Origin of the sequence: Mesorhizobium atlanticum (assembly GCF_003289965.1) — a bacterium.
Lineage (GTDB): Bacteria > Pseudomonadota > Alphaproteobacteria > Rhizobiales > Rhizobiaceae > Mesorhizobium > Mesorhizobium atlanticum.
On record NZ_QMBQ01000005.1, the window covers coordinates 149,924 to 171,318 of the forward strand.

At 64.4% G+C, this 21,395-nt stretch carries 23 protein-coding genes; 11 read left to right on the forward strand and 12 right to left on the reverse strand.

Features of this window, described 5'->3' with window-relative positions:
* Positions 1-68: 68 nt before the first annotated feature.
* A complete protein-coding gene (locus DPM35_RS18030; RefSeq protein WP_112128644.1) occupies positions 69-2,306 on the forward strand; it encodes an endonuclease/exonuclease/phosphatase family protein in 2,238 nt (745 codons plus the stop codon).
* Between the two features lie 83 nt (positions 2,307-2,389).
* Here the strand turns inward: DPM35_RS18030 and DPM35_RS18035 are convergent, their stop codons facing one another.
* Complete coding sequence (locus tag DPM35_RS18035; RefSeq protein ID WP_112128645.1) at positions 2,390-2,620, reverse strand: hypothetical protein; 231 nt, start codon at positions 2,618-2,620, stop codon at positions 2,390-2,392.
* Between the two features lie 32 nt (positions 2,621-2,652).
* Complete coding sequence (locus DPM35_RS18040) at positions 2,653-2,943, reverse strand: phosphatase PAP2 family protein (protein WP_245431575.1); 291 nt, start codon at positions 2,941-2,943, stop codon at positions 2,653-2,655.
* Between the two features lie 572 nt (positions 2,944-3,515).
* Between DPM35_RS18040 and DPM35_RS18045 the strand changes: the two genes are divergently transcribed.
* Positions 3,516-5,246, forward strand: coding sequence for a hypothetical protein (locus DPM35_RS18045; protein WP_146767963.1), 1,731 nt, complete (start codon positions 3,516-3,518; stop codon positions 5,244-5,246).
* Between the two features lie 122 nt (positions 5,247-5,368).
* Here DPM35_RS18045 and DPM35_RS18050 read toward each other — a convergent pair whose 3' ends face one another.
* The 6 genes from DPM35_RS18050 to hemC form a co-directional block, all read right to left on the reverse strand.
* On the reverse strand, positions 5,369-6,085 hold the full coding sequence (locus tag DPM35_RS18050; protein WP_112128648.1) for a glutamine amidotransferase: 717 nt from the start codon (positions 6,083-6,085) through the stop codon (positions 5,369-5,371).
* Positions 6,086-6,103: 18 nt separating this feature from the next.
* Positions 6,104-6,583, reverse strand: coding sequence for a tellurite resistance TerB family protein (locus DPM35_RS18055; RefSeq protein ID WP_112128649.1), 480 nt, complete (start codon positions 6,581-6,583; stop codon positions 6,104-6,106).
* 33 nt (positions 6,584-6,616) lie between these two features.
* Positions 6,617-8,185 (reverse strand): heme biosynthesis protein HemY, encoded by a 1,569-nt coding sequence (locus tag DPM35_RS18060; RefSeq protein WP_112128650.1) that lies wholly within the window; start codon positions 8,183-8,185, stop codon positions 6,617-6,619.
* Between the two features lie 10 nt (positions 8,186-8,195).
* The gene (locus DPM35_RS18065; RefSeq protein ID WP_112128651.1) at positions 8,196-9,665 is read right to left on the reverse strand and encodes a COG4223 family protein; all 1,470 of its coding nucleotides are present in this window, start codon (positions 9,663-9,665) and stop codon (positions 8,196-8,198) included.
* A 206-nt stretch (positions 9,666-9,871) separates the two neighbouring features.
* Positions 9,872-10,585, reverse strand: coding sequence for a uroporphyrinogen-III synthase (locus DPM35_RS18070; protein WP_112128652.1), 714 nt, complete (start codon positions 10,583-10,585; stop codon positions 9,872-9,874).
* Position 10,586: 1 nt separating this feature from the next.
* Complete coding sequence (gene hemC, locus DPM35_RS18075; protein WP_112128653.1) at positions 10,587-11,510, reverse strand: hydroxymethylbilane synthase; 924 nt, start codon at positions 11,508-11,510, stop codon at positions 10,587-10,589.
* A 98-nt stretch (positions 11,511-11,608) separates the two neighbouring features.
* On the opposite strand from hemC, the gene tsaD reads away from it, so the two are divergent.
* The 6 genes from tsaD to DPM35_RS18105 all read left to right on the forward strand — a co-directional run bounded on the left by tsaD (position 11,609) and on the right by DPM35_RS18105 (position 15,664).
* Entirely contained in the window at positions 11,609-12,694 is a 1,086-nt protein-coding gene (tsaD, locus tag DPM35_RS18080; RefSeq protein ID WP_181592085.1) for a tRNA (adenosine(37)-N6)-threonylcarbamoyltransferase complex transferase subunit TsaD, read from the forward strand.
* Entirely contained in the window at positions 12,691-13,695 is a 1,005-nt protein-coding gene (locus DPM35_RS18085; protein ID WP_112128654.1) for an NAD(P)H-dependent glycerol-3-phosphate dehydrogenase, read from the forward strand. The genes tsaD and DPM35_RS18085 overlap by 4 nt, the downstream gene beginning before the upstream one ends.
* 17 nt (positions 13,696-13,712) lie before the next feature.
* Positions 13,713-14,009 carry a YciI-like protein gene (locus tag DPM35_RS18090; RefSeq protein ID WP_112128655.1) on the forward strand — a complete coding sequence of 99 codons (297 nt, stop codon included), beginning with the start codon at positions 13,713-13,715 and terminating at the stop codon, positions 14,007-14,009.
* A 99-nt stretch (positions 14,010-14,108) separates the two neighbouring features.
* Entirely contained in the window at positions 14,109-14,534 is a 426-nt protein-coding gene (locus tag DPM35_RS18095; protein WP_040991460.1) for an EVE domain-containing protein, read from the forward strand.
* Positions 14,489-15,187, forward strand: a complete 699-nt coding sequence (locus DPM35_RS18100) for a class I SAM-dependent methyltransferase (RefSeq protein ID WP_181592062.1) — start codon at positions 14,489-14,491, stop codon at positions 15,185-15,187. The genes DPM35_RS18095 and DPM35_RS18100 overlap by 46 nt, the downstream gene beginning before the upstream one ends.
* Positions 15,188-15,238: 51 nt before the next feature.
* Positions 15,239-15,664, forward strand: a complete 426-nt coding sequence (locus DPM35_RS18105; RefSeq protein WP_112128657.1) for a DUF1761 domain-containing protein — start codon at positions 15,239-15,241, stop codon at positions 15,662-15,664.
* A gap of 10 nt (positions 15,665-15,674) precedes the next feature.
* Here the strand turns inward: DPM35_RS18105 and gcvA are convergent, their stop codons facing one another.
* Positions 15,675-16,601, reverse strand: coding sequence for a transcriptional regulator GcvA (gene gcvA / locus DPM35_RS18110; RefSeq protein WP_112128658.1), 927 nt, complete (start codon positions 16,599-16,601; stop codon positions 15,675-15,677).
* Between the two features lie 131 nt (positions 16,602-16,732).
* Between gcvA and DPM35_RS18115 the strand changes: the two genes are divergently transcribed.
* Entirely contained in the window at positions 16,733-16,999 is a 267-nt protein-coding gene (locus tag DPM35_RS18115; RefSeq protein WP_112128659.1) for a hypothetical protein, read from the forward strand.
* A gap of 222 nt (positions 17,000-17,221) precedes the next feature.
* Here the strand turns inward: DPM35_RS18115 and DPM35_RS18120 are convergent, their stop codons facing one another.
* Positions 17,222-17,818: a L,D-transpeptidase family protein gene (locus DPM35_RS18120; RefSeq protein WP_112128660.1), complete on the reverse strand. Its 597-nt coding sequence runs from the start codon at positions 17,816-17,818 to the stop codon at positions 17,222-17,224.
* 86 nt (positions 17,819-17,904) lie between these two features.
* On the opposite strand from DPM35_RS18120, the gene DPM35_RS18125 reads away from it, so the two are divergent.
* The gene (locus tag DPM35_RS18125) at positions 17,905-18,588 is read left to right on the forward strand and encodes a response regulator transcription factor (protein ID WP_112128661.1); all 684 of its coding nucleotides are present in this window, start codon (positions 17,905-17,907) and stop codon (positions 18,586-18,588) included.
* A 262-nt stretch (positions 18,589-18,850) separates the two neighbouring features.
* A complete protein-coding gene (locus DPM35_RS18130; protein ID WP_112128662.1) occupies positions 18,851-19,306 on the forward strand; it encodes a Crp/Fnr family transcriptional regulator in 456 nt (151 codons plus the stop codon).
* A gap of 152 nt (positions 19,307-19,458) precedes the next feature.
* Here DPM35_RS18130 and xth read toward each other — a convergent pair whose 3' ends face one another.
* Positions 19,459-20,265: an exodeoxyribonuclease III gene (gene xth, locus DPM35_RS18135; protein WP_112128663.1), complete on the reverse strand. Its 807-nt coding sequence runs from the start codon at positions 20,263-20,265 to the stop codon at positions 19,459-19,461.
* Positions 20,266-20,571: 306 nt separating this feature from the next.
* Positions 20,572-21,240, reverse strand: a complete 669-nt coding sequence (locus DPM35_RS18140) for an outer-membrane lipoprotein carrier protein LolA (protein WP_112128664.1) — start codon at positions 21,238-21,240, stop codon at positions 20,572-20,574.
* Positions 21,241-21,395 lie beyond the last annotated feature (155 nt).

The window sequence follows — 21,395 nt, forward strand, 5'->3', positions numbered from 1 at the left end:
TGACCAGGTTGATTGTCCTGCTTGTCCCGCTAATTGCCTGGCCAAGCAGCGGGGCCAGGGCGCAGGAAGTGGAAACGGTTCGCGTCGCCACTTTCAATGCCTATCTGCTTTCGCCGATCTTCAAATGCGCCAATCCGAACTTCGCTGACTGCCTTGTGCAGATTCAGGGCCAGACCGAAAAGCAGGCCGAGCATCTGGCCAACACTATCCTGAAGGACACTGACCGCTTCGATATAATCGCCATCAACGAGGCATGGGATGAGGATGCCAAGCAGATCCTCATCGACAAGCTCAGGCCCGTCTATCCGAACTATGTCCGCAAGATCGACGCTGCGCTGCTGAAGGTGCGACCGCAGGCTCTTGTCGACGCCATCACCAGTCTCGATCCGGCGGCAGCCGTGGCGATCTATGGCGAGCCGGTCGAGAAGATCGACGGCGAGGACAGCGGCCTGATGTTGTTCGCCAAGAAGGATTTCAAATTCCTGCCACTGCCCGACGACAGTTTCAAATGGGGCAGGAACGACGGTGAGACGCTGGATGCGGCGACCGACGAAGTCGGCTTCACCCTCTACGATCATTGCGGAGGTGTCGACTGCCTGTCGGGCAAGGGCGCGGCGATCGTGCGGTTGCTGCATTTGCCTTCGCAAAGCAGCTACACGGTCGTTTTCACCCACATGCAGGCAGACTATTTCGACAAGAGCCCGGCCGAGCTGCATGCCGACGCGCGCGATGCGCAGTTCGACCAGGTCGAGAAGCTGATCGAAACGACGCTGTCGCCACTGACGCCCGCGCAGCGCAAGCGCGAGCGCGTGCTGGTGATGGGCGACATGAACGTGCCGCTGTTCCACCCGCCGACGGGCGAATGGGCGCGCCGCTTCGCCACCCCCGGCACATACTGGACGTCGCGGCATTACGACAGCTGGGTGGTGACCAACCGCGCCGATGACGGTATCTCCAACTCTATCGACAACGAGCGCTACGACTACATCCTCGCCGCGCCGAGGCGTTATCTAAGCGGCGGCATCGAGGGACCGATCTGCGTTCAGCACGTGACCATCCCGGCCGATTTCGCCGACCTCGAAAGCGACCACAATCTGCTGACCGCCGACCTCAATCTGGGCAACAATTTTTGCAGCCCGTCCATCGCCTATCCGGTCAATCTGACGGCGAAGAAAGGCCCGGACGGCAAGCCACAAGCTGAAGAGCTGATCGACTTCAGGAACGGTCAGGACGTCACCCAGATCCGCTATCCGGGGTCCATGCAGTGGTTCCATGTCGTGCGCCAGGACGCCGGCAGCTATTCGATCGGACCCGACAGTCCGGACGTGAACATCGATATCTACCAGCCGTCCAACATGACGACGCCGATCTCCAGCTACTATGGCAGCACCAGGACCGTGCATGACGGCGAACACATTTTCACCGTCCATACCTATGCCCTGCCCAGGGAGTTCTTCATCCGCGTCACCGGCAAGGACCGCAAGAGGCAGGGCAATTATGCGCTTCTGGTCCGCCGCCACACATGTGCCACGAAAGAAGAGGCCTGCCCGCTGCAGCCGGGCGAACCGCCCCAGTTCGCGGCGTTCACCGAAGCCGGCAGCCTGCTTGGCAGCCAGAAAGAAGCGTGGTTCCGTTTCGATGTCGTGGGGCAGGCCGACAGCGGCGCGGACCAGACCGTCACGCTGACGGCCGATGGTCTGCCCGATCCGGCGGGCTACAAGGCGACACTGGAGGAGTTCGACGACCCGCACGGCGGCGAGCCACCGATCGCTATCTCCGGCACCAGCCGCATCGTCAGCGGCGCAATGGGCGACGGCACACATGGCTATCTCGTCATCCACCAGGCAGCGGCCGGAAGCCAGCCCGTGCGGGTGAGCGCCTCCATGCAGACCACGGTGCGGAATCTAGAGCTTAAGGCACTGATCTGCGAGGACGAGACGAATCCCGAATTCGGCTCCGACGACATTTTCACGCAATTGTCGATCGACAGCCGGACCATCCGCTTCCCGCCTTCCGGCGAGGTCGAATTCGACTGCGACGACTCCGCCGACCAGAAGGACTGGGCGACAAGCTTCGGAAGCGCCGCCATGACCTTTGTCGACCATGCCGGGATGAAGGTGTTCGAGCAGGACGACACCAGCCCGAACGATCCCAGTCATGGCAACGAGTTCCCCGACCTGCCGGCCGGCGCCAGCTCGATCGACGGCGTGCGCAACCCGCTGATCTGGAATTTCGAGGGCGGCCGCTACCGGCTCAACTACGAGCTGACGATGAGAAAGAACGAACCAGTGGCCGCGGCGCCGTAATCCAGCTCGTCCGGGCCGTCATCTCCAATGCAGGTCGAGCACTCGCAACCGCTGTGGTTGAGATCGCGTCGATTGCAGTTTCACTACTCCGAAAAGCTCACGCTGACGCCGCGCTGGCGAAAATAGGCCTGCATCAACTTGCGGCCGGCGCGGTTGTTCTGCACCAGCCTGGTCGGATCGAACACCGCCTGTTTCTTCCCCTCGCGTGCCAGCGCCGCCTTGAGCGTCGCGATATGCGCATCGAGGTCGGCATTGTCGGCTCGGAGTGAGGCATAGATATTTTCGGTCGCCTCGGCCAGGGTCGGTTCGCTCACAGCTGTCTTCCTTTGATTGATCGGGCGGCGCCTTAGCACAGATTCGCGGCTACGCCGATACTGATGAGACCGTCAGTGCAAAGCCCCGCTGGTCGGTGCCATGCTGCGAGGCAATCGGTGGCATCCCCGCCATCGCGTGGTTGCAGGATTGTGGGCCTATCTGTTCCCAACGCTACGGCAGGTGCGGCGTAATGCCAGCCTGTGTAGACGGAACCGAACAAAATGAAGATCGCGAACGCCCAGCCGGCCACGCCGAGCCAGCGGTTGAGCCGCGCCAGGTAGAACGCATTCAATGTCGCGATCGCCACATGCACGCTGGGCATAGCGGAAATCCCTGCGCCGAGAGCCGGTGTATCGGCTCTATACTGGTGAGAAGGTAGTCGGAGTAGAGGGCTGCGACAGATACGTCTGCGCCATTTCATAATATGTCGACGGCCAGGTCAGCGCCGCTCCACCGATGTAGGCTAAGCAGCGCAAAACGACTGCGGCTCGTTCGGCGTGGGCTACCTGACTCCATTGCCCAGGCGACGCAGCCCCCAGTTCAGCATTGCAAGTGCTTCACTCGACAACACCACGCCGCCCCAGCAAGCTTAATAAACTCCTGAATAGTTCTGCGTTTTTTGCTTGCACTACGCATTGAACGAATATTCCGTCATGCCCGCTGACGAGGAGGATAAAATACAATTTTCCCGAATATGTGCGCAAACATGTATAATTTACTTTTCATTCTTGTTTGTCACATAGCTTTATGCGGCACGCAGCCGGTGCTGCTAGCAGCCATTGAAAAAGACTTGCGATGTCAACAATCCGGGCGCTTTGCCGCCGTTCTCGGTCCGTGGGAATCGTCTGGCTGGCGCTCAGCGCTGTTCTGAGCCTAATGCTTTTGCAAGGCAAAATGCCCAACGGCGACGTTGACGATGTGCTGAAGCTGCACGAGATCAGACATCTTCTGCAAACAGGCAATCCGTTCGACAGGACGCTGACCGGCATCGCACAGCCCGAACCCATGATCTCCCACTGGCCTTGGATCGTCGATGCGCCTTATGCGTTGCTGGCCGTTGCTTTTGCGCCATTTGTTGGGATGGAGGCCGCTGTCTCGGCCGCGGCGTTCATGGTGCCGCTGTTGCTGCTTCTGGCCGCGATAGCGTTGCTGTTCCAGATGATCAGAGAACTGGAGTTTGAACATCCCGGAGCAGTGTTGGTGGTAGCTGCATTCGCCGGCCTGCCGTCATTCTCGGAGTTCCAGCCCTGGCGGATCGATTACCACAATTTGCAGATGCTCATCCTCCTCGCTGCGGCATTGCTGACGATCCGCGCTGGGCGGGTTGCTGCTGGGTTGAACGGCGCCCTGGTAGCCCTGTCCACGGCGATCAGCGCCGAAATGGCGCCGTTTCTGGCTCTGCCGGCGGGCTTATACGCCTGGGCTTTCATCGCCGGGGAGGGTGGCGCAAGCAACGATCTCAGGGCATACGGGCTGACACTGGCAACAACCGCTATTGCCGTGTTCTTTGTAGTGGTAGGACCTGATGCTTACGCACGCGCCGTTTGCGACCGCTATTCGCTTCTGCACCTCACCGCGCTTGTGGTCACTGGCGTCGTGCTTGCGATCGTCTCCATTGCGGATAGGACCGGGAGTTGGCGGACTCGGACCGCCTGTATTTTGGCAGGCTCTTGTGCGACAGCTGCGCTGCTCGTTATCTTTTTCCCCCAGTGTTCAGGTGGTCCGATAGTCGGCCTGAGCGACTACGCGCGCGACAATTGGCTTTCGCGCATCGAACAGGAACGCAGCGCCTTCCTCAGTCAGGACTTTCTAGGCTCTGATCGTTTCGCCAGGTTTTTTTTGGCCGTTCTGGGGTCGGCCGCGACATGCGTTATAGCCCTCTCCAACGCAGGAAGAAGGCGCGCCTGGATGGTTCTGGCGCTCTTCTCGACAGCCGGCTTCCTCTTGGGACTGCTTTATCTGCGATACATGCGTTATTTTCCACTCTTCGTTGGCCCCGGGCTTGCCGTTCTGATGTACCAGAGCCTACCAGCCCGGCTGGCGCTGAGGAGCTATTTCGCCACTGCGTCCAACAAGCCGTTGCCCAGCGTTTCGCTTCTTGCCGCTCCCGGCGTGGCGATTGTCGCCGCCCTTCTAGTCGGCCACCTGATCTGGCCGCCGGGAGAAACGCAGCTTATCGGCATCGATGTCGCCAGTGCCTGCCAGGAGGCTGGCGCAGGTCCGCATTTCGTCTGGCCGAAGGGTGCCCGGCTGCTTGCGCCTCCCGACATTGGGGCCGCCGCCTTGGGGTCGCCTGTCGAGCTCGAAGTTGTGGCTGTCCCTTTCCACACATCGGCCAAGGGCATTGAACGCGTCCTGCGATTTTTCGATCCCGCGACGCCGGATCCGACGCGACTGCTTGATGAAACCAGGGCCACGCACATAGCGGTCTGCCGGGTGGAGGAAGGCGCCCTCCAGTCGATCGAAGCTCAGTTTCCACTGGCCAGTAAATTGACAACAGGAAGGCCGCCAGACTGGCTCACGGAGTGCCCGGTTGAGGGGCCGCTGCGCATATATCGATATCCGGCGGCAGGCGGTGTCTCCAGCGAGTGCCCTGTTGCGGCTCACCCACGACCTCCAGTGTAGCCGCGGAGGATGTCCACTTTCAGCGACTTGAAAACTCGATCCTGCGGCATACATCCACGCCTTGGCAGGCATAAGTTTTCTTCGGATTAACCCCGGTCGTTCCGAGCAATCGGCTGTTGCCCCTACCTCACCGCCGGCCGGCCGAAAATCAGCTGCAAAAACTCGCTCAACCAGCGCTTGAGGTGCATGTCCCAGATCAGCCGGCCGCCGAGATGGTCGCGGCCGGGCTGCGCGCCGGGGAGTTCGAAGCGATGCGCGCCGCGCACCACCCAGCGATGCATCATCACCCTTGTCAGCTCGCCATGGAACTGGATGCCCCAGGCATTGTCGCCGTAGCGGAAGGCCTGGTTGGGATAGGTTTCCGCCGTCGCCAGCAGCGTCGCTTCCTTCGGCAGCGAAAAGCCCTCGCGGTGGAACTGGTAGACCATTTCCGGCCAGTGCAGCAGCTTCTTGCCGGCGTCGGTCGCCTTCAGCGGATACCAGCCGATCTCGACCAGGCCCTCGCCATGGCCCTCGACCTTGCCGCCGAGATGGTTGGCCAGCATCTGCGCGCCGAGGCAGATGCCGAGGAACGGCCGGTTTTCCTTCAGCGGGATTTTCAGCCAGTCGGTCTCACGGCGGACGAACTCGTCCTCGTCATTGGCGCTCATCGGCCCGCCGAACACCACCGCCCCGGCATGGCCATCCAGCGTGCAGGGCAGTTCGTCGCCGAGCGGCGGCCGGCGGATGTCGAGATCGAAACCCTCTTCCAGCAGCATGTGGCCGACGCGGCCGGGGCTCGACGTTTCCTGATGCAGCACGATCAGGATTTTGGGTCTCGGCCTCGGTCTGGGTGGCATGGAAGGCGAAGGATCCCGTTATTCGTCGCTCGACTTGCCCCGCGCGCCGGGCGCCTCGGCCGCCGCCTTGCGGCGCGCCTCGATGCGGTCATGACGCTCGACGCCGATCAGCTCGGCGACCCGCCATACCGTGTTGTCCTCGAGCTCGTGCAGCTCGCCATCGGCATAGACGATTTCCCACATCAGGCCGATGAAGGCCTTGCGCGCCTCGGCGTCGAGATCGCGCTTCAAGATGCTGGTGAAGGCGTAGAGGTCTATCGCCTCGTTGTCGGCGCGCTCGCCTGCCGCGGCCAGAGCGTCGAGTTCCTCGCCGCTCACCGAATAGGTCTCGGCCAGGATCTGCTTGAACCGCTCCCATTCGACGTCCTGGCGCACGCCGTCGGCGTTCATCACATGATAGAGCAGCGCGGAGGCCGCGACGCGCGGATCGTCGGCGCTCGGCTTGGTCTCGCCGGCAGCCGGCAGATCCCTCAGGAAGGACAATACGCGCTCGAACATCGATGTTTTTCCCCTGCCCACCAAAACCCGGCCTCAAAACAAACGAAACCGGCGCGGCGTTTTTTCCGCTTCCTCTTCCGGCGCGACGCCCGGATCGTCCGGGAGATGCGGCAGCCCCACACCCTGGTCAGCGGTTTCGGCCTCACCAGCGGTTTCAGCCACCGCTCTATCCTTCTCGCCGCCATTCGTCGCCGCCGGCTTCCCGGTCGGAGCATCGGCAACGATGTCGATCGCCTTCTCAGCGGGTGCGGCCGGAGGCGCAGCCGTGATCGCCGGCACCGCGACATCCGTCTCGCTGTCGATCAGTTGACCGAGCCGCTCCATCGGCGCGCGCCAGGTGAAGGCGTCGAGCTTGCCGGTGACCGGCGACACCGGCGCCCAGCGCTCGGAGATGACGCCGTCCGCCACCCACGCCGGATCGCGCGGCGCCCGCACGGCTTTCGACAAGAGCTGCCTGACCTTGCCCTGGTCGCCGGTCTCCGCCTCCTCGATATCGGCGAGCAGAAGATAGGCGCCCTCGCGGCGATCCATGCGGATCGCTGCCTCCGCCTCGCGCCGCGCGGTGGCGAAATCCTGCGCGTCGAGCGCCGCCCGCGCCACGGCCATCGACGACTCGGCGTGGTTCTTCTTCAACTCCTGCAGCTTCTTCGCCCGGTTGAGGCGATCGAGCACGGCGTCGCCCGCCCTTGCATGGGTGTAGAGCTCGGCGATGTCCGGATGCGGCTCGGCCTTCCAAGCGGCCTCCAGTATCTTGGAGCCCTTGCGCACGTCGTTTTGCCGGATAACCAGATCGGCGGCGATCACCGCGGCCGGCGCGAAATCGGGCGCCAGCTTGTTGGCTTCGAGCGCCGCCGCGCGGGCCGCGTTCGGGTCGCTGTCGACCAGCGCCTGCGCCTTGGCGGTGAGCAGCACGGCGCGGCGGCGGTTAGCCGCGTCGCGCTCGATCTGCCTTGTCGATTTCTGCACCTCGACCAGCTTCAGCGCGCCGTCCCAGTCGCCACGTTCGGTCAGCTCCTCAAGCGTCGATTCCGCCGCCCAGGCGAGCTGCGGCGCCACCGCCGCCGCGCGGCCGGCATAGTGGCGCGCGGCATTGCGGTCGCCGAGCCGCTCGGCTTCCAGGTAAAGCCCGCGCAGGCCGAGCAGCCGCATCTCGGGATCGTCGAGCATGCGCTCGAATTTCGCGCGGGCGCCCTCATGATCGCCTTCGAGCAGCGAGGCCTGGGCGTCGAGCAGGTTGATCAGCGGCTCCTGGTCGGCGTTGATCAGCTTCGCCGCTTCCTTGGTCTTCTTGCGCGCCAGCGCGCCGTCGCCGGCGCCGGCGGCGATCATGCCCGTCGACAGCGCCTGGTAGCCGCGGTCGCGGCGGCGCACCCGAAAATAGCGCGAGATGGTGTAGGGGCTGTTCCACAGCGACTTGATCAGCCACCAGACGATCATCACCGCGGCGACCACGGCAACGATTGCTACCGCCGCCACCATCAGCGTGACCTGGTACTGGTAGCCGTTGAAGGTGACGAGCATTTCGCCCGGACGGTCGGCCAGCCAGGCAAAGCCGAGACCCAGCGCGAAGACGACGGCAAGGAAAGCGAGAAGGCGGATCATCTTGTCTTCCTCACGCCTTCGTCGCGCCGGCAATCAGCGCTTCGAGCTGCTTTTCGACCTCCAGCCGCGCCTTCAGTTTGCCGGCAAAATCGGCCCCGGCCGCCTTCGCGGCGTCGGGCAGCGTGTCATATTCGCTGAGCGCCTTGGCGTAATCGCCCTGGTTGACCGCCACTTCCATGCGGGCGACGGTTTCCGGCACACCCTTGCCTTCGACGGCGCCGACCGGCCGCACCTTCACCAGAGATTCCGCGCTCGACACCAGGCTCTGGAAGAAGCCGGCGTTCTGGTCGACCGGCTTTGCCGCCTCGACCATGGCGTTGGCGGCGGCATCGGCCTCCGAAGCGATGGTGGCGCGGGTCGGCACGCCCTTATCGGCATAGGACCGCAGCGCCGCGAGCTCGGGCGCATCGGGCGCTATGGCCGCGAAGGTGTCGAGCTCGGTCGCGAAGGGCGCTCCGCGGTCGAGCGCCGACTTCAGCGCCGAGGCCGCGATCGCCAGCGCGATCTTGGGCTGCGAGGCCTGCGCCTCGACCTTGCCGGAAAGCTGCGACACGGACTGCTCAAGTGCCGCGACCCGGCCGTCCTCGGCCTTGGCCGCGTCGCCCGTCGATTTCACCAGCGCGTCGAGCCCGGCGATCTTCTCATTGAGCGGGCCGAGGTCGACGGGTGCCGCGTTGCCGTTCTTCTGCAGCTCGGCAACGGCCGCCTCGATCTGGCCGACCTTGTCGCCGAGCGCCTTGAGTGCCGCGCCGTCGCCGCCTTGCCCCGCTGAGGATTTCAACGCCGCCACATCGGACTTGACCTGCTCGAGCGCCGAGGAAAGGCCGTCAACCTTGGCGGAGGCTCCCTTGTCGCCGCTTTCCTTCAGCGCCGCGATCTCGCTTTTCAGCGACGCGATCTCGCCATTGACGCCGTCGAGCGATCCGCCGCCCGATCCCGGCGCGCCAAGCATGCCGACCGCCTGCAGCAGGCCGGCACCGGCAAGCGCGATCACGCCGCCGATGACGCCCGCGGCGATGGCGTTGACACCGGTTTTACGCGACGGCTGCGGCACGCGATCCTCGCCCCGTGTCTCGCTTCTTGTCTCGCTTGGTTTCGCGGTCGAGGCGCCGGCGCTGGCCGCGGGGGCGTCCTCGAAATTGTATTCGAAGCCCTTGGGCTGGCTTTTCGGTGCATCCGAACCGCCGGGATATGGCTTTTCCGGCTCGTTCATGCCGGCCTCGGGCTTGTCGGACGTCGCCTGCGCGGCGTCGCTATGCTCCCACGGCTCGATATCGGCCTGCTCGGCATGGATCGGCTCCTCCGGCGCCTCCGGCTGAGAAGCGGCGGCAGCCTCTTCCGCCTTCGCCTCATCGGTCTGCGCGGCCTCGGCCTTCGCGGCGTCCTCGTCGGTGATTCGCGAGACGGCGCCGGGCTCGAGTTCGATGGTCACCGGCTCGCGCCGGGTCTTCGAATGTCGCATCTTCGGCGTCTTGACCATGCTTGGGCTCCGCGAACTGGCTTGGGGATGGTTCAAAGGGTCTCGAGCGTCAGGATGCTCTAGCACATCACCAAGCGGTGAAAAGGGGTGGTGTGATGACGCGGCCTAGAGCAATTCCAGGAAAAGTGTGAGCGGTTTTCCGTCCGGAATTGCGTAAAAACAAAGAGATAAGGCATTTCACCGTTTCCGTGAAACGGTGAAATGCCCTAGCGCGGTTGCGACAAAAGCGCGAGCAACGCGTCTTCCTCAGGCTGGGATGCGATGCCGATCGCTTGGCCGGCAATCCCCTCCAGCGGTCCGGCGACACGCGCGGAGAGCGTCAAAAATTGCGTTTTTTCAAAGAGCTGCCGCAAGGCAGGCCGCGCAATCAGGCTGACCAGAGCCGCACTGGCCTTGGCTGAATAAAGCAGCGCGGCCTCGACCGGCCGGCCCGACAGGCGGGCGACCACATCGGCATCGCTATAGTCCATGCCGGTCGTGTCGTAGGTTTCGATCGGCTGGACATCCACGCCAGCAGCCGTCAGCCGCTGCTCGAACGCCTGGAACCGAACGAGGCCGCACAGATAGACGATTGCCTTGCCGGCAACGCCGCCGGCGATAAGATCCGCCAGTGCTTCTGCGTCGCCGGGGCCTTCGGTGACGACGAGAAATCCCGCCGCGCGGCAGGCTTCGGCCGTCCGTTTGCCAACCGCGTGGCATGGCAGTTCCGCAAGCGACGCGATCAGCGCCCTTGGCGCATGGCGCACCGCATTGGCGCTGGTGACCGCAACCGCGATGGCATCGGCGCCGATACTCGTCTCGACCGGCAATGGCCTCGTCTCGGTCAGCGGCAGCAGGACAGGCTGAAATCCCAGGGCTTCGAGGCGTCGTGCCGTGCGCGACGCGCCGGGCTCCGGCCTCGTCACCAGGACGCGGACCATGTCAGGCCCAGCCGTCGAAGAATTCAGCGCCGGCTCTGGCGCGAACCGTCCGCGCAGCGTCGAACCCGATCTCCGCCGCGTCCGCGGCCTCGCCCTCCAGCCGGACCTCATGCGACTGCGTGCCGTCGGGCGAGATGATCAGCCCGGCGAAGGACAGTTTTTCGCCCGCGACCGTCGCATGGCCGGCGATTGGCGTGCGGCAGGATCCATCGAGCGCGGCGAGAAAGGCGCGCTCGCAGGCGAGCGCCTGGCCGGTCGGCACGTGATGGATCGCCGCGAGCATTTTTTCGACCTCGCGGTCGCCGATGCGAGTTTCGATGCCGATCGCGCCTTGCCCCGGCGCCGGCGGGAAATCCTCGAGCGCCATCAAGTCGGTGACCACGTTTTCGAGCCCGAGCCGCTTCAGTCCGGCGTAGGCGAGGATCGTGCCCTCGGCGATGCCCTCCTCGAGCTTGCGCAGCCTCGTCTGCACATTGCCGCGGAAGATCACCACCTCGAAATCGGGCCGCATCCGGCGAAGCAGCGCCTGGCGTCGCAGCGACGACGATCCGACCACCGCGCCGTGCGGCAGGTCGACGATCCGCTTCACCTTCTTGCCGATGAAAGCGTCGCGCGCGTCCTCGCGCGGCAGGAAGGTGACAAGCTCCAATCCGTCGGGCAGCACCGTCGGCATGTCCTTGGAGGAATGCACCGCGATGTCGATGCGGCCGTCGAGCAGCGCCTCCTCGATTTCCTTGGTGAACAGCCCCTTGCCGCCGGCTTCCGAAAGCGGCCGGTCCTGGATGCGGTCGCCGCTGGTCGAGATGGCCACCACTTCGAACGCCGCTTCGGGGAGGCCGTGCGCCTTCATCAGGCGCGCGCGCGTCTCATGCGCCTGGGCGAGCGCCAGGGGGCTGCCGCGTGTTCCGATTTTCAAAGTTTGCATGGCGCGCGGTCCGTGATAACCCCCGTGGCAGTTTCGAGGTCTGCCGGGCTTTGTCCTATCCACTAATCGCCGGTCAGACAATCTTCGAGGACCAATTGATCCGCGTTCTGGGCATAGAGACGAGCTGTGACGAGACGGCGGCCAGCGTTGTGGCGCTGGACGGCGGCGCCGCGCCCGAAATCCTGTCCAACGTGGTGTTGAGTCAAATCGAGGAGCACGCGGCCTTCGGTGGCGTTGTGCCGGAGATCGCGGCGCGCGCCCATGTCGAGGCGCTGGACGGGATTGTCGAGGCGGCGCTCGCCGATTCGGCAGTGTCGCTCGACGAGGTCGATGCCATAGCCGCCACCGCTGGTCCCGGCCTGGTCGGCGGGCTGATCGTCGGCCTGATGACGGCCAAGGCGATCGCGGCCGCCGCGAACAAGCCGCTGATCGCCATCAACCACCTCGAAGGCCACGCATTGACCGCGCGGCTGACCGACGGTCTCGACTTCCCCTACCTTCTCCTGCTCGTCTCCGGCGGCCACACCCAGATCGTCGCGGTGCGCGGCGTCGGCGATTACCAGCGCTGGGCGACCACCATCGACGATGCGCTCGGCGAAGCCTTCGACAAGACGGCCAAGATGCTCGGCCTGCCCTATCCCGGCGGCCCGAATGTCGAGAAGGCGGCAGCGACAGGCGACGCCGGCCGCTTCGCCTTCCCGCGCCCGATGAAAGGCTCGGCGCAACCGGACTTTTCCTTCTCCGGCCTGAAGACGGCGGTGCGCCAGGCGGCAACCGCGATCGCGCCGCTGAGCGACCAGGATGTCGCCGACATCTGCGCCTCCTTCCAGGCGGCGGTGGCCGATGCGCTGGGCGACCGTGTTGGCCGAGCGCTTGCCCGCTTCCGCCAGGAATTCCCCGACCAGGCAAAGCCGGCGCTGGTCGTCGCCGGCGGCGTCGCCGCCAACCGCGCCATCAAGGCGACGCTTGAAGCGCTTTGCTCGCAAGCCGGCTTCGCCTTCGTCGCGCCGCCGCAGAAACTGTGCACCGACAATGCGGCGATGATCGCCTGGGCGGGCATCGAACGCCTGCGCGCCGGGATCGCCGACGAAAACACCGCCGACTTCGTGCCGCGCTCGCGCTGGCCGCTCGACGGCGTTTCCACGCCCATGGTCGGCTCGGGCCGGCGTGGTGCCAAGGCATGACAGCCAAGCGATCCGCAAATAGCTGGCGCGTTACGGTGCTGGGCGGCGGCGCCTGGGGCACGGCGCTGGCGCTGGCCATGCTGCGCGCCGGCCATGATGTTCGGCTCTATGCGCGCGACACCGAGACCGTCGCCGCCGTCGCCCGCGGCGAGAACCCGCGCTATCTGCCCGGCATCAGCATCGAGCCCGGCATCGCGGCCACCGGCGACATTGCAGCCGCCCTCGAAGGCGCCGACTGCGTGCTTGCTGTGACGCCGGCGCAGTCGCTGCGCGCCGTCCTGGCCCATGCCCGCAACCATGTTCCTGCGGGCGTGCCGCTGGTGCTCTGCGCCAAGGGCATCGAGCGCGACACCGGCGCGCTGCTCTCGACGATCGTCGAGGAAAGCCTGCCCAACAATCCGGTCGCGGCACTTTCCGGTCCGAGCTTCGCCAGCGACGTCGCGCGCGGCCTGCCGACCGCCGTCGTGGTCGCCGCCCGCGATGCGGAATTGGCGGCGGAGCTTGCCGCGCGCTTTTCGGCGAAGAACCTGCGCTGCTATTCCAGCGACGACCTGATCGGCGTCGAGATCGGCGGCGCGCTGAAGAACGTCTTTGCCATCGCCGCTGGCGCTGTCACCGGCGCGGGCCTCGGCGCCAGCGCCCAGGCGGCCATGGTGACGCGCGGCTTCGTCGAACTGCGCCGCATCGGCGCCGCTTTCGGGGCCAGACCGGAGACGCTGATGGGGCTTTCCGGTCTTGGCGACCTCTTGCTCACCTGCTCCTCGGCACAGTCGCGCAATTTCGCCTATGGCCTGGCGCTCGGCCAGGGCAAGCCGTTGGCCGGCCTGCCGCTTGCCGAAGGTGTGCCGACGGCCGGCATTGCCGCCCGCATCGCCGCCGAGCGCGGCATCGAGGCGCCGATCATTTCGGCCGTCGCCGCCATCCTCGACGGCAAGGTCACCATCGGCCAGGCGGTGACCGCGCTGATGACACGCCCGCTCAAGACCGAAACCGACATCTGAACCATCGGAGTTGAAAAATGCTGTTTGCGTTGATTTGCAAGGACAAGCCCGGCAGCTTGCAGCTGCGCGTCGACACGCGGCCGGCGCATGCGGCGTTCCTGGAAGGCCTGATCAGCGAAGGCAAGCTTGCCTTTGCAGGTCCCTTCCTCGACGCCGACGGCAAGCCGGACGGCAGCCTGGTGATGATCGAGGCGCCCGACATGGCCGGCGCGCAAGCGCTCGCCGCCGCCGATCCCTATGCCAAGGCCGGCCTGTTCGAAAGCGTCCAGATCCGTCCATGGAACTGGGTCTTCCAGAAACCCGCCGGCGCATGATCGTTCGCCGCTCTCGCCGCAGCGACGGGGAGAGGATAAGGGTAGAGGCGATGGAAGTGCCACGGATGGCGCACCGATAATGGCAACGGGACAATCGATATGAACTACTGGCTGTTCAAGTCCGAACCCTCGGTCTTTTCCTTCGAGGCGCTGAAGGCCAAGGGCAAGGCCGGCACGCAATGGGACGGCGTGCGCAACTACGCCGCCCGCAACAATATGAAGGCGATGCAGATCGGCGATCTCGGCTTCTTCTATCATTCCAATGAGGGGCTCGACATCGTCGGCATCGCCGAGGTCTGCGCGCTGGCGCACCCCGATACGACGACCGATGATCCGCGCTGGGAATGCGTCGACATCCGCGCCTTCAAGGACGTGCCGAAGCCGGTGACGCTGGAACAGGTCAAGGCCAACCCGAAACTGGCCGAGATGGCGCTGGTGCGGCTCGGCCGGCTTTCCGTGCAGCCGGTGACGCCGGCCGAATGGAAAGAGGTCTGTCGCATGGCCGAGCTCAACCCGGCGCCGTGACGAAGCTCACGCCCAACAACGCCAAAAAGTTCATCCTCGACAACACGGCGCTGATGGCGCCGCCGCATGTGCCGGAAGTGCTGTTGCATCTCGCCGACGAGGCGCATGACCTTTGGCTGCGCACCGAGGAGGAGCTGGCCGAGATCGGCCTGCCGCCGCCCTTTTGGGCCTTCGCCTGGGCCGGCGGCCAGGGCCTCGCCCGCTATGTGCTCGACCATCCCGAGGCCGTGCTCGGCAGGCGCGTGCTCGACTTCGCCTCCGGCTCGGGCCTCGTCGCCGTCGCGGCGATGAAGGCAGGTGCCGCGGCCGTGATCGCCGCCGACATCGATCCGTTCTGCGAGACGGCGATCGCGCTCAACCTCGATGCCAACGGCGTCGAAGCGCAATTCCTGGGCACGGATTGCGTCGGCACCGACGATGGCTGGGACGTCGTGCTTGCCGGCGACGTCTTCTACGACAAGGCTTTCGCCGACAGGCTGCTGCCCTGGTTCGCGAGCCTGCGGGCGCGCGGCGCCGAGGTCCTCGTCGGCGACCCCGGCCGCGCCTACCTCCCCAGGACAGGGCTGCAATCGCTTGCCGTCTACCAGGTTCCGGTGACGCGCGTGCTGGAGGACGCCGAGGTCAAGCGCACGACCGTCTGGCGCCTCGCTTGACGCGATGAGCGAACAAGCGTTCCATCGCGCCTCGATCTGGAGGGGAAAAGCATGGATTTTTCGGTCGTGAACTGGCTGGCGGTGGTTGTCGCCGCCGTCGTCGCATGGTTGTTCGGCGCGGTCTGGTACATGGGGTTAAGCAAGCCCTGGCTGAAGGCGGCCAGGCTCGACCCTGCCACCATGAAACGCTCGGCCGTTCCCTTCATCATCAGCTTCATCGCCGAGTTGGTCATGGCGCTTGTCCTGACATTGGTGGTGGGGGCAATCACCGGCGGCGAGCCGAACCCGATTGCGGGGCTGCTGTTCGGCTTCGTGCTTTGGCTGGGTTTCATCGCCACGACGTTGACCGCCAACCACCGCTATCAAGGTTTTGGCTGGGCCCTGACGCTGATCGATGCCGGCCACTGGCTGGGCGTGATGCTGATCATCGGCGTCATCATCGGCTGGTTCGGCGCGCCGGCGGCGCCCGCAGCCTGATAGACAGCCTTTACCCCGCGTCCTCGTCTTTCGCCACCTCGTCGAGAAGCCATTCGCGGAAGGCGATGATCCGCGCGTCGTCTTTCGACGCCTCGGGATAGACTAGGAAATAGGCGAATTCCGGCGCCACCTTGATGCCGAGCTCGAAGGGCCGCACCAGGCGCCCCTGCGAAAGATCGTTGGCCACCATGGCAAAGTCGGCGAGCGCCACCGCATTGCCGTCGAGCGCCGCCTGAGTGGCATCGGTTGACGATCCGAACACCAGCGTGCGGCTGTCGTCGAAATCATCGACGCCGGCCGCGTGCATCCACATGCTCCAGTTCGGCCAGGTCACGCCCTGTCGTGACCATTCGATATGTGCAAGCGTGTGGTTGAACAGGTCGCGAGGCTCCTTCAGCGGCGGACCTGACGCCAGCAGCGCCGGGCTGCAAACCGGGATGATGATGTTCTCGAACAGCCGGTGCGCGACGAGCCCCGGATACTTCCCGGTGCCGAAACGGATGCCGATATCGACATCGTCGCGCTCGAAATCCCTGACGTCGTAGGTGATGTCGAAGCGCAGCTCGATGCCGGGCTTCTGCTGGCGGAAATCGTCGACGCGCCGCATCAGCCATTTCGTCGCGAACTGCGCGTCGAGCGTCACCTTCAACAGCGACTCGCCGCGCGTCATCTTGCGCGCGCGGCTGACCGCCCGGTTGAGCAGGTCGAGCGCGTCGATCGACGCGTCGTGCAGCAGGCTGCCCGCCTCGGTCAGCCGGATGGTGCGGCTGGTGCGCGTGAACAGCACCAGGTCGAGCTGATCCTCGATTTCCTTGATCTGGTGGCTGACCGCCGCCGGCGTCAGGCCGAGCTCGTCGGCGGCGCGGGTGAAGTTGAGATGCCTGGCGGCCGCCTCGAACGTCCTCAGCGCTCGCGTTCCGGGCAGCAGCTTGGACATCCGATCTCCAAATAAAACTTGATGATCAGAAAAGAACTACTCGTTTCCCGTTTGTTTTTCAATCCGGCATCATGGCTTCATCGAAAACACCATAAAACCGGATTTGATATCCGGAGAACTGGAACACCGTCATGTCCGAGATCGCCGTGAAGGCCTGCACCACCCTGGAATCTTCGTCCGGCTTCACCCTTTGGCTGCGTTCGGCACGCGATTGGCTGCGCCAGGCCCGGGTCGCCGCCCGGCTTTCCCAGGAGTCGGTCGAAGACCTTTCCGACAGCCAGTTGCGCGACATCGGTGCCGAACGCCGGGACATCTCGAAGTCGGTGGACCGGGAGCTTCGCGAGATCGGGCTGCTCGGCACGGGCTGGCAGCAGCCGAAGCGGTCGAGGGGCCATTGAGATTCAAGTCAGGCCGAGTCGGAGTCGAAGACGGGCGCGAAGCGACCAAACTGGGCGGGTTCCGAGAACCGGCCTACGCCGGCCGTAGCCTTGATGGAGCGGAGACATTTATGAGTGCTTCGGCCGGCGAAGGCCGGAGCGGAGCGTGCTCGAAGCACGTCAGCACCGGAAGCGCAGGAAATGGCCTTTTGCAGGCCGGCCTCACCTGAATATCGATGGCCCCTACCGCACCACCCTCACCACCGTCCTATCCGACAACAACGGAAGCAGCCTCCCCATGGTCCGCGCCGTCACCGCGACACAGCCTTGCGTCGGCGTGAAACCTGGCCGCGCCAGATGGAAGAAGATCGCGCTGCCGCGCCCGCGCAAGCGCGGCGCGATGTTCCAGTCGAGCACCAGGCAGACATCGTAGAGCCGGTCGTCGCGCTTCATCCGCTCATGGCTCGCGCCATAGGGGATCTTCACCGGACGGTTGTAGTTGCGGTCATCCGGCACCTCGCACCAGCCGAGATCCGGACCGATCGGCGCCATCGGCAGCCTTGTCCTTCGCCCGCCCGCGAAATGATCGCCCCGGAAATAGCCTGACAGGATGCGCATCGACGCCAGCGGCGTCGCGCCATCCCCTTCATGCTTGTTGGCGGCAATTCCGCTGCGCCCCAGGGCGCAGGGAAACACCGTTTTGCCGGCTTGCAGGAAGCCTTGCGCGGGGTTGCCGGGGCGCGCGCGCACCACCAAAACGCGCAAGCCTTTCGGCAAAAATGCGCCCGCCTCATTGCGCGCGCCTTTTTTCTTGTATGATCGTTTCACGGAACAAATCACTGTGATCGGCTGTTGCGCCGGTGAGCTTCCGCATAAATGGGGGGAGGTCAACTGAATATTCTTTTTAAAACAACGGATTGATATCCATGACATCACGCACCATCCTGATCGTCGATGACGACGACGACCTGCGCGCCACCCTGGTCGAGCAGTTGGCGCTCTACGAGGAATTCGACGTCCAGCAGGAATCGACTGCGGCAAAAGGCGTTGCCGCCGCGCGCAGCGGCGTCGTCGACCTGCTCATCATGGATGTTGGCCTGCCCGACATGGATGGCCGCGAGGCGGTGAAGATCCTGCGCAAAGGCGGCTACAAGGCGCCGATCATCATGCTGACCGGCCACGACACCGATTCAGACACGATTTTAGGCCTCGAAGCCGGCGCCAACGACTATGTGACCAAGCCTTTCCGCTTCGCCGTGCTGCTCGCGCGCATCCGCGCCCAGCTTCGCCAGCATGAGCAGAGCGAGGACGCCACCTTCTCGGTCGGACCCTACACGTTCAAGCCCAGCCAGAAGCTACTGATCGATCCGCGCGGCGCCAAGGTGCGGCTGACCGAGAAGGAAGCCTCGATCATCAAATATCTCTATCGCGCCGACCAGAAGGTGGTGACGCGCGATGTGCTGCTGGAAGAGGTCTGGGGTTACAATTCCGGCGTCACCACGCATACGCTGGAGACCCATGTCTACCGGTTGCGCCAGAAGATCGAGCGCGATCCTTCCAATGCCGAAATTCTTGTGACAGAAAGCGGCGGCTACAAGCTGGTTCCTTAAACATTTCATGATCTAAGCAATTCCAGGAAAAGTACGAAACGGTTGAGCTTGGCGGCTTCGCCGTAGCCTTCGGTCCGGAATTGAGCCAAAAGAGATTGAGCGGTCGGGCGGGACCGCTTCGGGTACGATCCTGGTGCTGGAGGGTGATGGATCGGCTCGTTGCACGCGTCGCACGATGCATGGTGGAGCGCTTCCCGCGCGCCCAGGAGGGCGCGCCGCTCCAAAGGAGGGACTGGACTGACCGCTCGGGGACACAGCTAGGATGGCGCTGGATGACGACATCCGCATCCTGTCCAGTGTGAAGCTTTTCCAGGGCTTCACGCAGGAACAGCTGCGCCTGCTCGCCTTCGGCGCCGAGACCACCGTGCTGCAGGCCGACCATAAGCTCTACCGCGAGGATGATGTCGCCGACTCTGCCTACATCGTGGTCAGCGGCTTGATCACGCTTTATCGGGAGCTTGGGGGCGAACGCGTCCCGATCGGCACTGCGGGTCCGGGCACCATGCTGAGCGAACTGGCGCTGATCGCCGACACCAACCGGCTGACCAGCGCCTCCGCCGCGGTCGATTCGGAAGTGATCCGATTGAGCCGCAAGATGTTCCACCGAATCCTGGAAGAATATCCGGAGATCGCGGTCCTGTTGCATGAGCGCATCCTGGAGGAATTCCAGCAGATGATCGCCCGCATCGAGGAACTGGCGCCAAGGTTTACGGGGTAGGCGCCGCCGGAAGGCGGGCTGAGATTCAGGTCAGGCCGAGTCGAAAATGGTGGCTTCCGAGAACCGGAGCGGAGCGTACTTGAAGTACGTGAGCACCGGAAGCGGAGGAAGCCGCCATTTGCAGTCCGGCCTCACCTGAATATCGGCCCGCCCTAATCCAGGTCGAACCGCGCTATAACCGGCACATGGTCGGACGGCTTTTCCCAGCCGCGCGCCTCCTGCAGGATCTCGTAGCCCTTGAAGCTCGGCACCAGATTGGCGGAGGACCAGATATGGTCGAGGCGGCGGCCGCGGTTCGACGCCTCCCAGTCCTTCGCGCGATAGCTCCACCAGGTGTAGAGTTTCTGCTCGGCGGGCACGTTGAGCCGCATAAGGTCGACCCAGCCGCCGGCCTTGCGCATCGCCTCGAAATTTGTCGTCTCGGCCGGCGTGTGGCTGACGACGTTGAGCAACTGCTTGTGCGACCAGACGTCATGCTCTAGCGGTGCGATGTTCAGGTCGCCGACCAGGATCGACGCGGATAGCTCGTCCTCGCTCGCCGGCACGGAGTTCATCTCGTAAACGAAATCGAGCTTGTGCCGGAATTTGCGGTTGATCTCCGGGTCCGGCTCGTCGCCGCCGGCCGGCACATAGAAGTTATGCACCAGCACCGATTTGCCGCCCGCCTGGACCCTGACCGACAGATGCCGGCTGTCGTCGATTTCGCAGAAGCGCCGCTTCTCGACCAGCTCGATCGGCCGGCGCGCCACGGTGGCCACGCCGTGATAGCCCTTCTGGCCGTGGAACAGGATGTGCTCGTAGCCCGCCTTGCGGAAGGCCTTCTCCGGGAAGAGCTCGTCCGGCACCTTGGTTTCCTGCAGGCAGAGCACGTCGGGCGCGTGCTCCTTCAGCAGCCGCTCGACGATCGGCATGCGCAGGCGCACGGAGTTGATGTTCCAGGTGGCGATGGTGAAAGGCATGCGGCGAGGTCCGGAAAGGAAACGCCGAACTAGTGCCAGCCGGGCGCGTGAAAGACAAGCCAACCTTGCAGCGGCTATCTTGGCCCAGCGGCCCTGATTCAGGTCAGGCCGAGCCGGAGTCGAAGACGGGCGCGAAGCGACCAAACAAGGTGGGTTCCGAGAACCGGCCTACGCCGGCCGTAGCCTTCAAGGAGAGGAGACACCTGTGAGGGCTTCGGCCGGCGAAGGCCGGAGCGGAGCGTACTTTTCGTACGTGAGCACCGGAAGCGCAGGAAGCCGCCATTTGCAGGCCGGCCTCACCTGAATCTACCGGGTCTTCGTATTCAGCTCGCGGTTCGCCGTATAGTCGATCGCGAACGTGTCGGGCGGGAAGCTGACGCCTTCCTTGGTGTTGAAGATCATCACCGTGGTGTCTTTCCCTTGAGCGTCAGTGATCGTCCACTGGCGCAGATCATAGGTCTTCGGGTCGAACATCATGGTGATCATCGCATTGCCGAAGACCGACTTGTCGGAAAGCTTGATCGTGGTGAGGTCGTCCTCTTCCTTGACGGCCTTGACGCGCCCGCCCGAGAGGTCGATCCGGTCGTCGAGCAGCAGTTTCAGCGGTGTCTTCGACAGCGGGTAGAGATCGGATGTGTTGAGCTTCTTGTTTAGGATCACCACCGACTTGCCGTCGGAGATGACGCGGAAGTTCGACGAACCATCATAGTTGAAGCGGATCTTGCCCGGACGCTCCAGGAAGAACTTGCCGCCGGTCTGCTCGCCTTTCGGGCCGAACTGCACGAACTCGCCGCTCATCGACTTCACCGAGGAGAAATGATCGGCGATCTTCTGCGCCGCCGGCGGCACCGCCGCCTGCGCGGCCGCCACAAGCTGGTAGCCGGGCACAAGGTTGAGAGCGGCAGCTCCGCCAAGCATCAAGCCGAGGCCGAGGAGTTGGCGGCGGGTGATGGCGAATTCGGTTTGGGTCTTCATGCCGGTCACTTCCTGTGATTCGTGTCGTGGCAGTATCTGGACTCCCACTAGGGCCTAAGTTTGGCGGGTGCGCGACAACTTCGCACAAACGCGCCAGACGATTTCCGGTTGCCTGCCGACCCGGTTGGCACGTCGGCGGGCCAAGAGTTTACCGA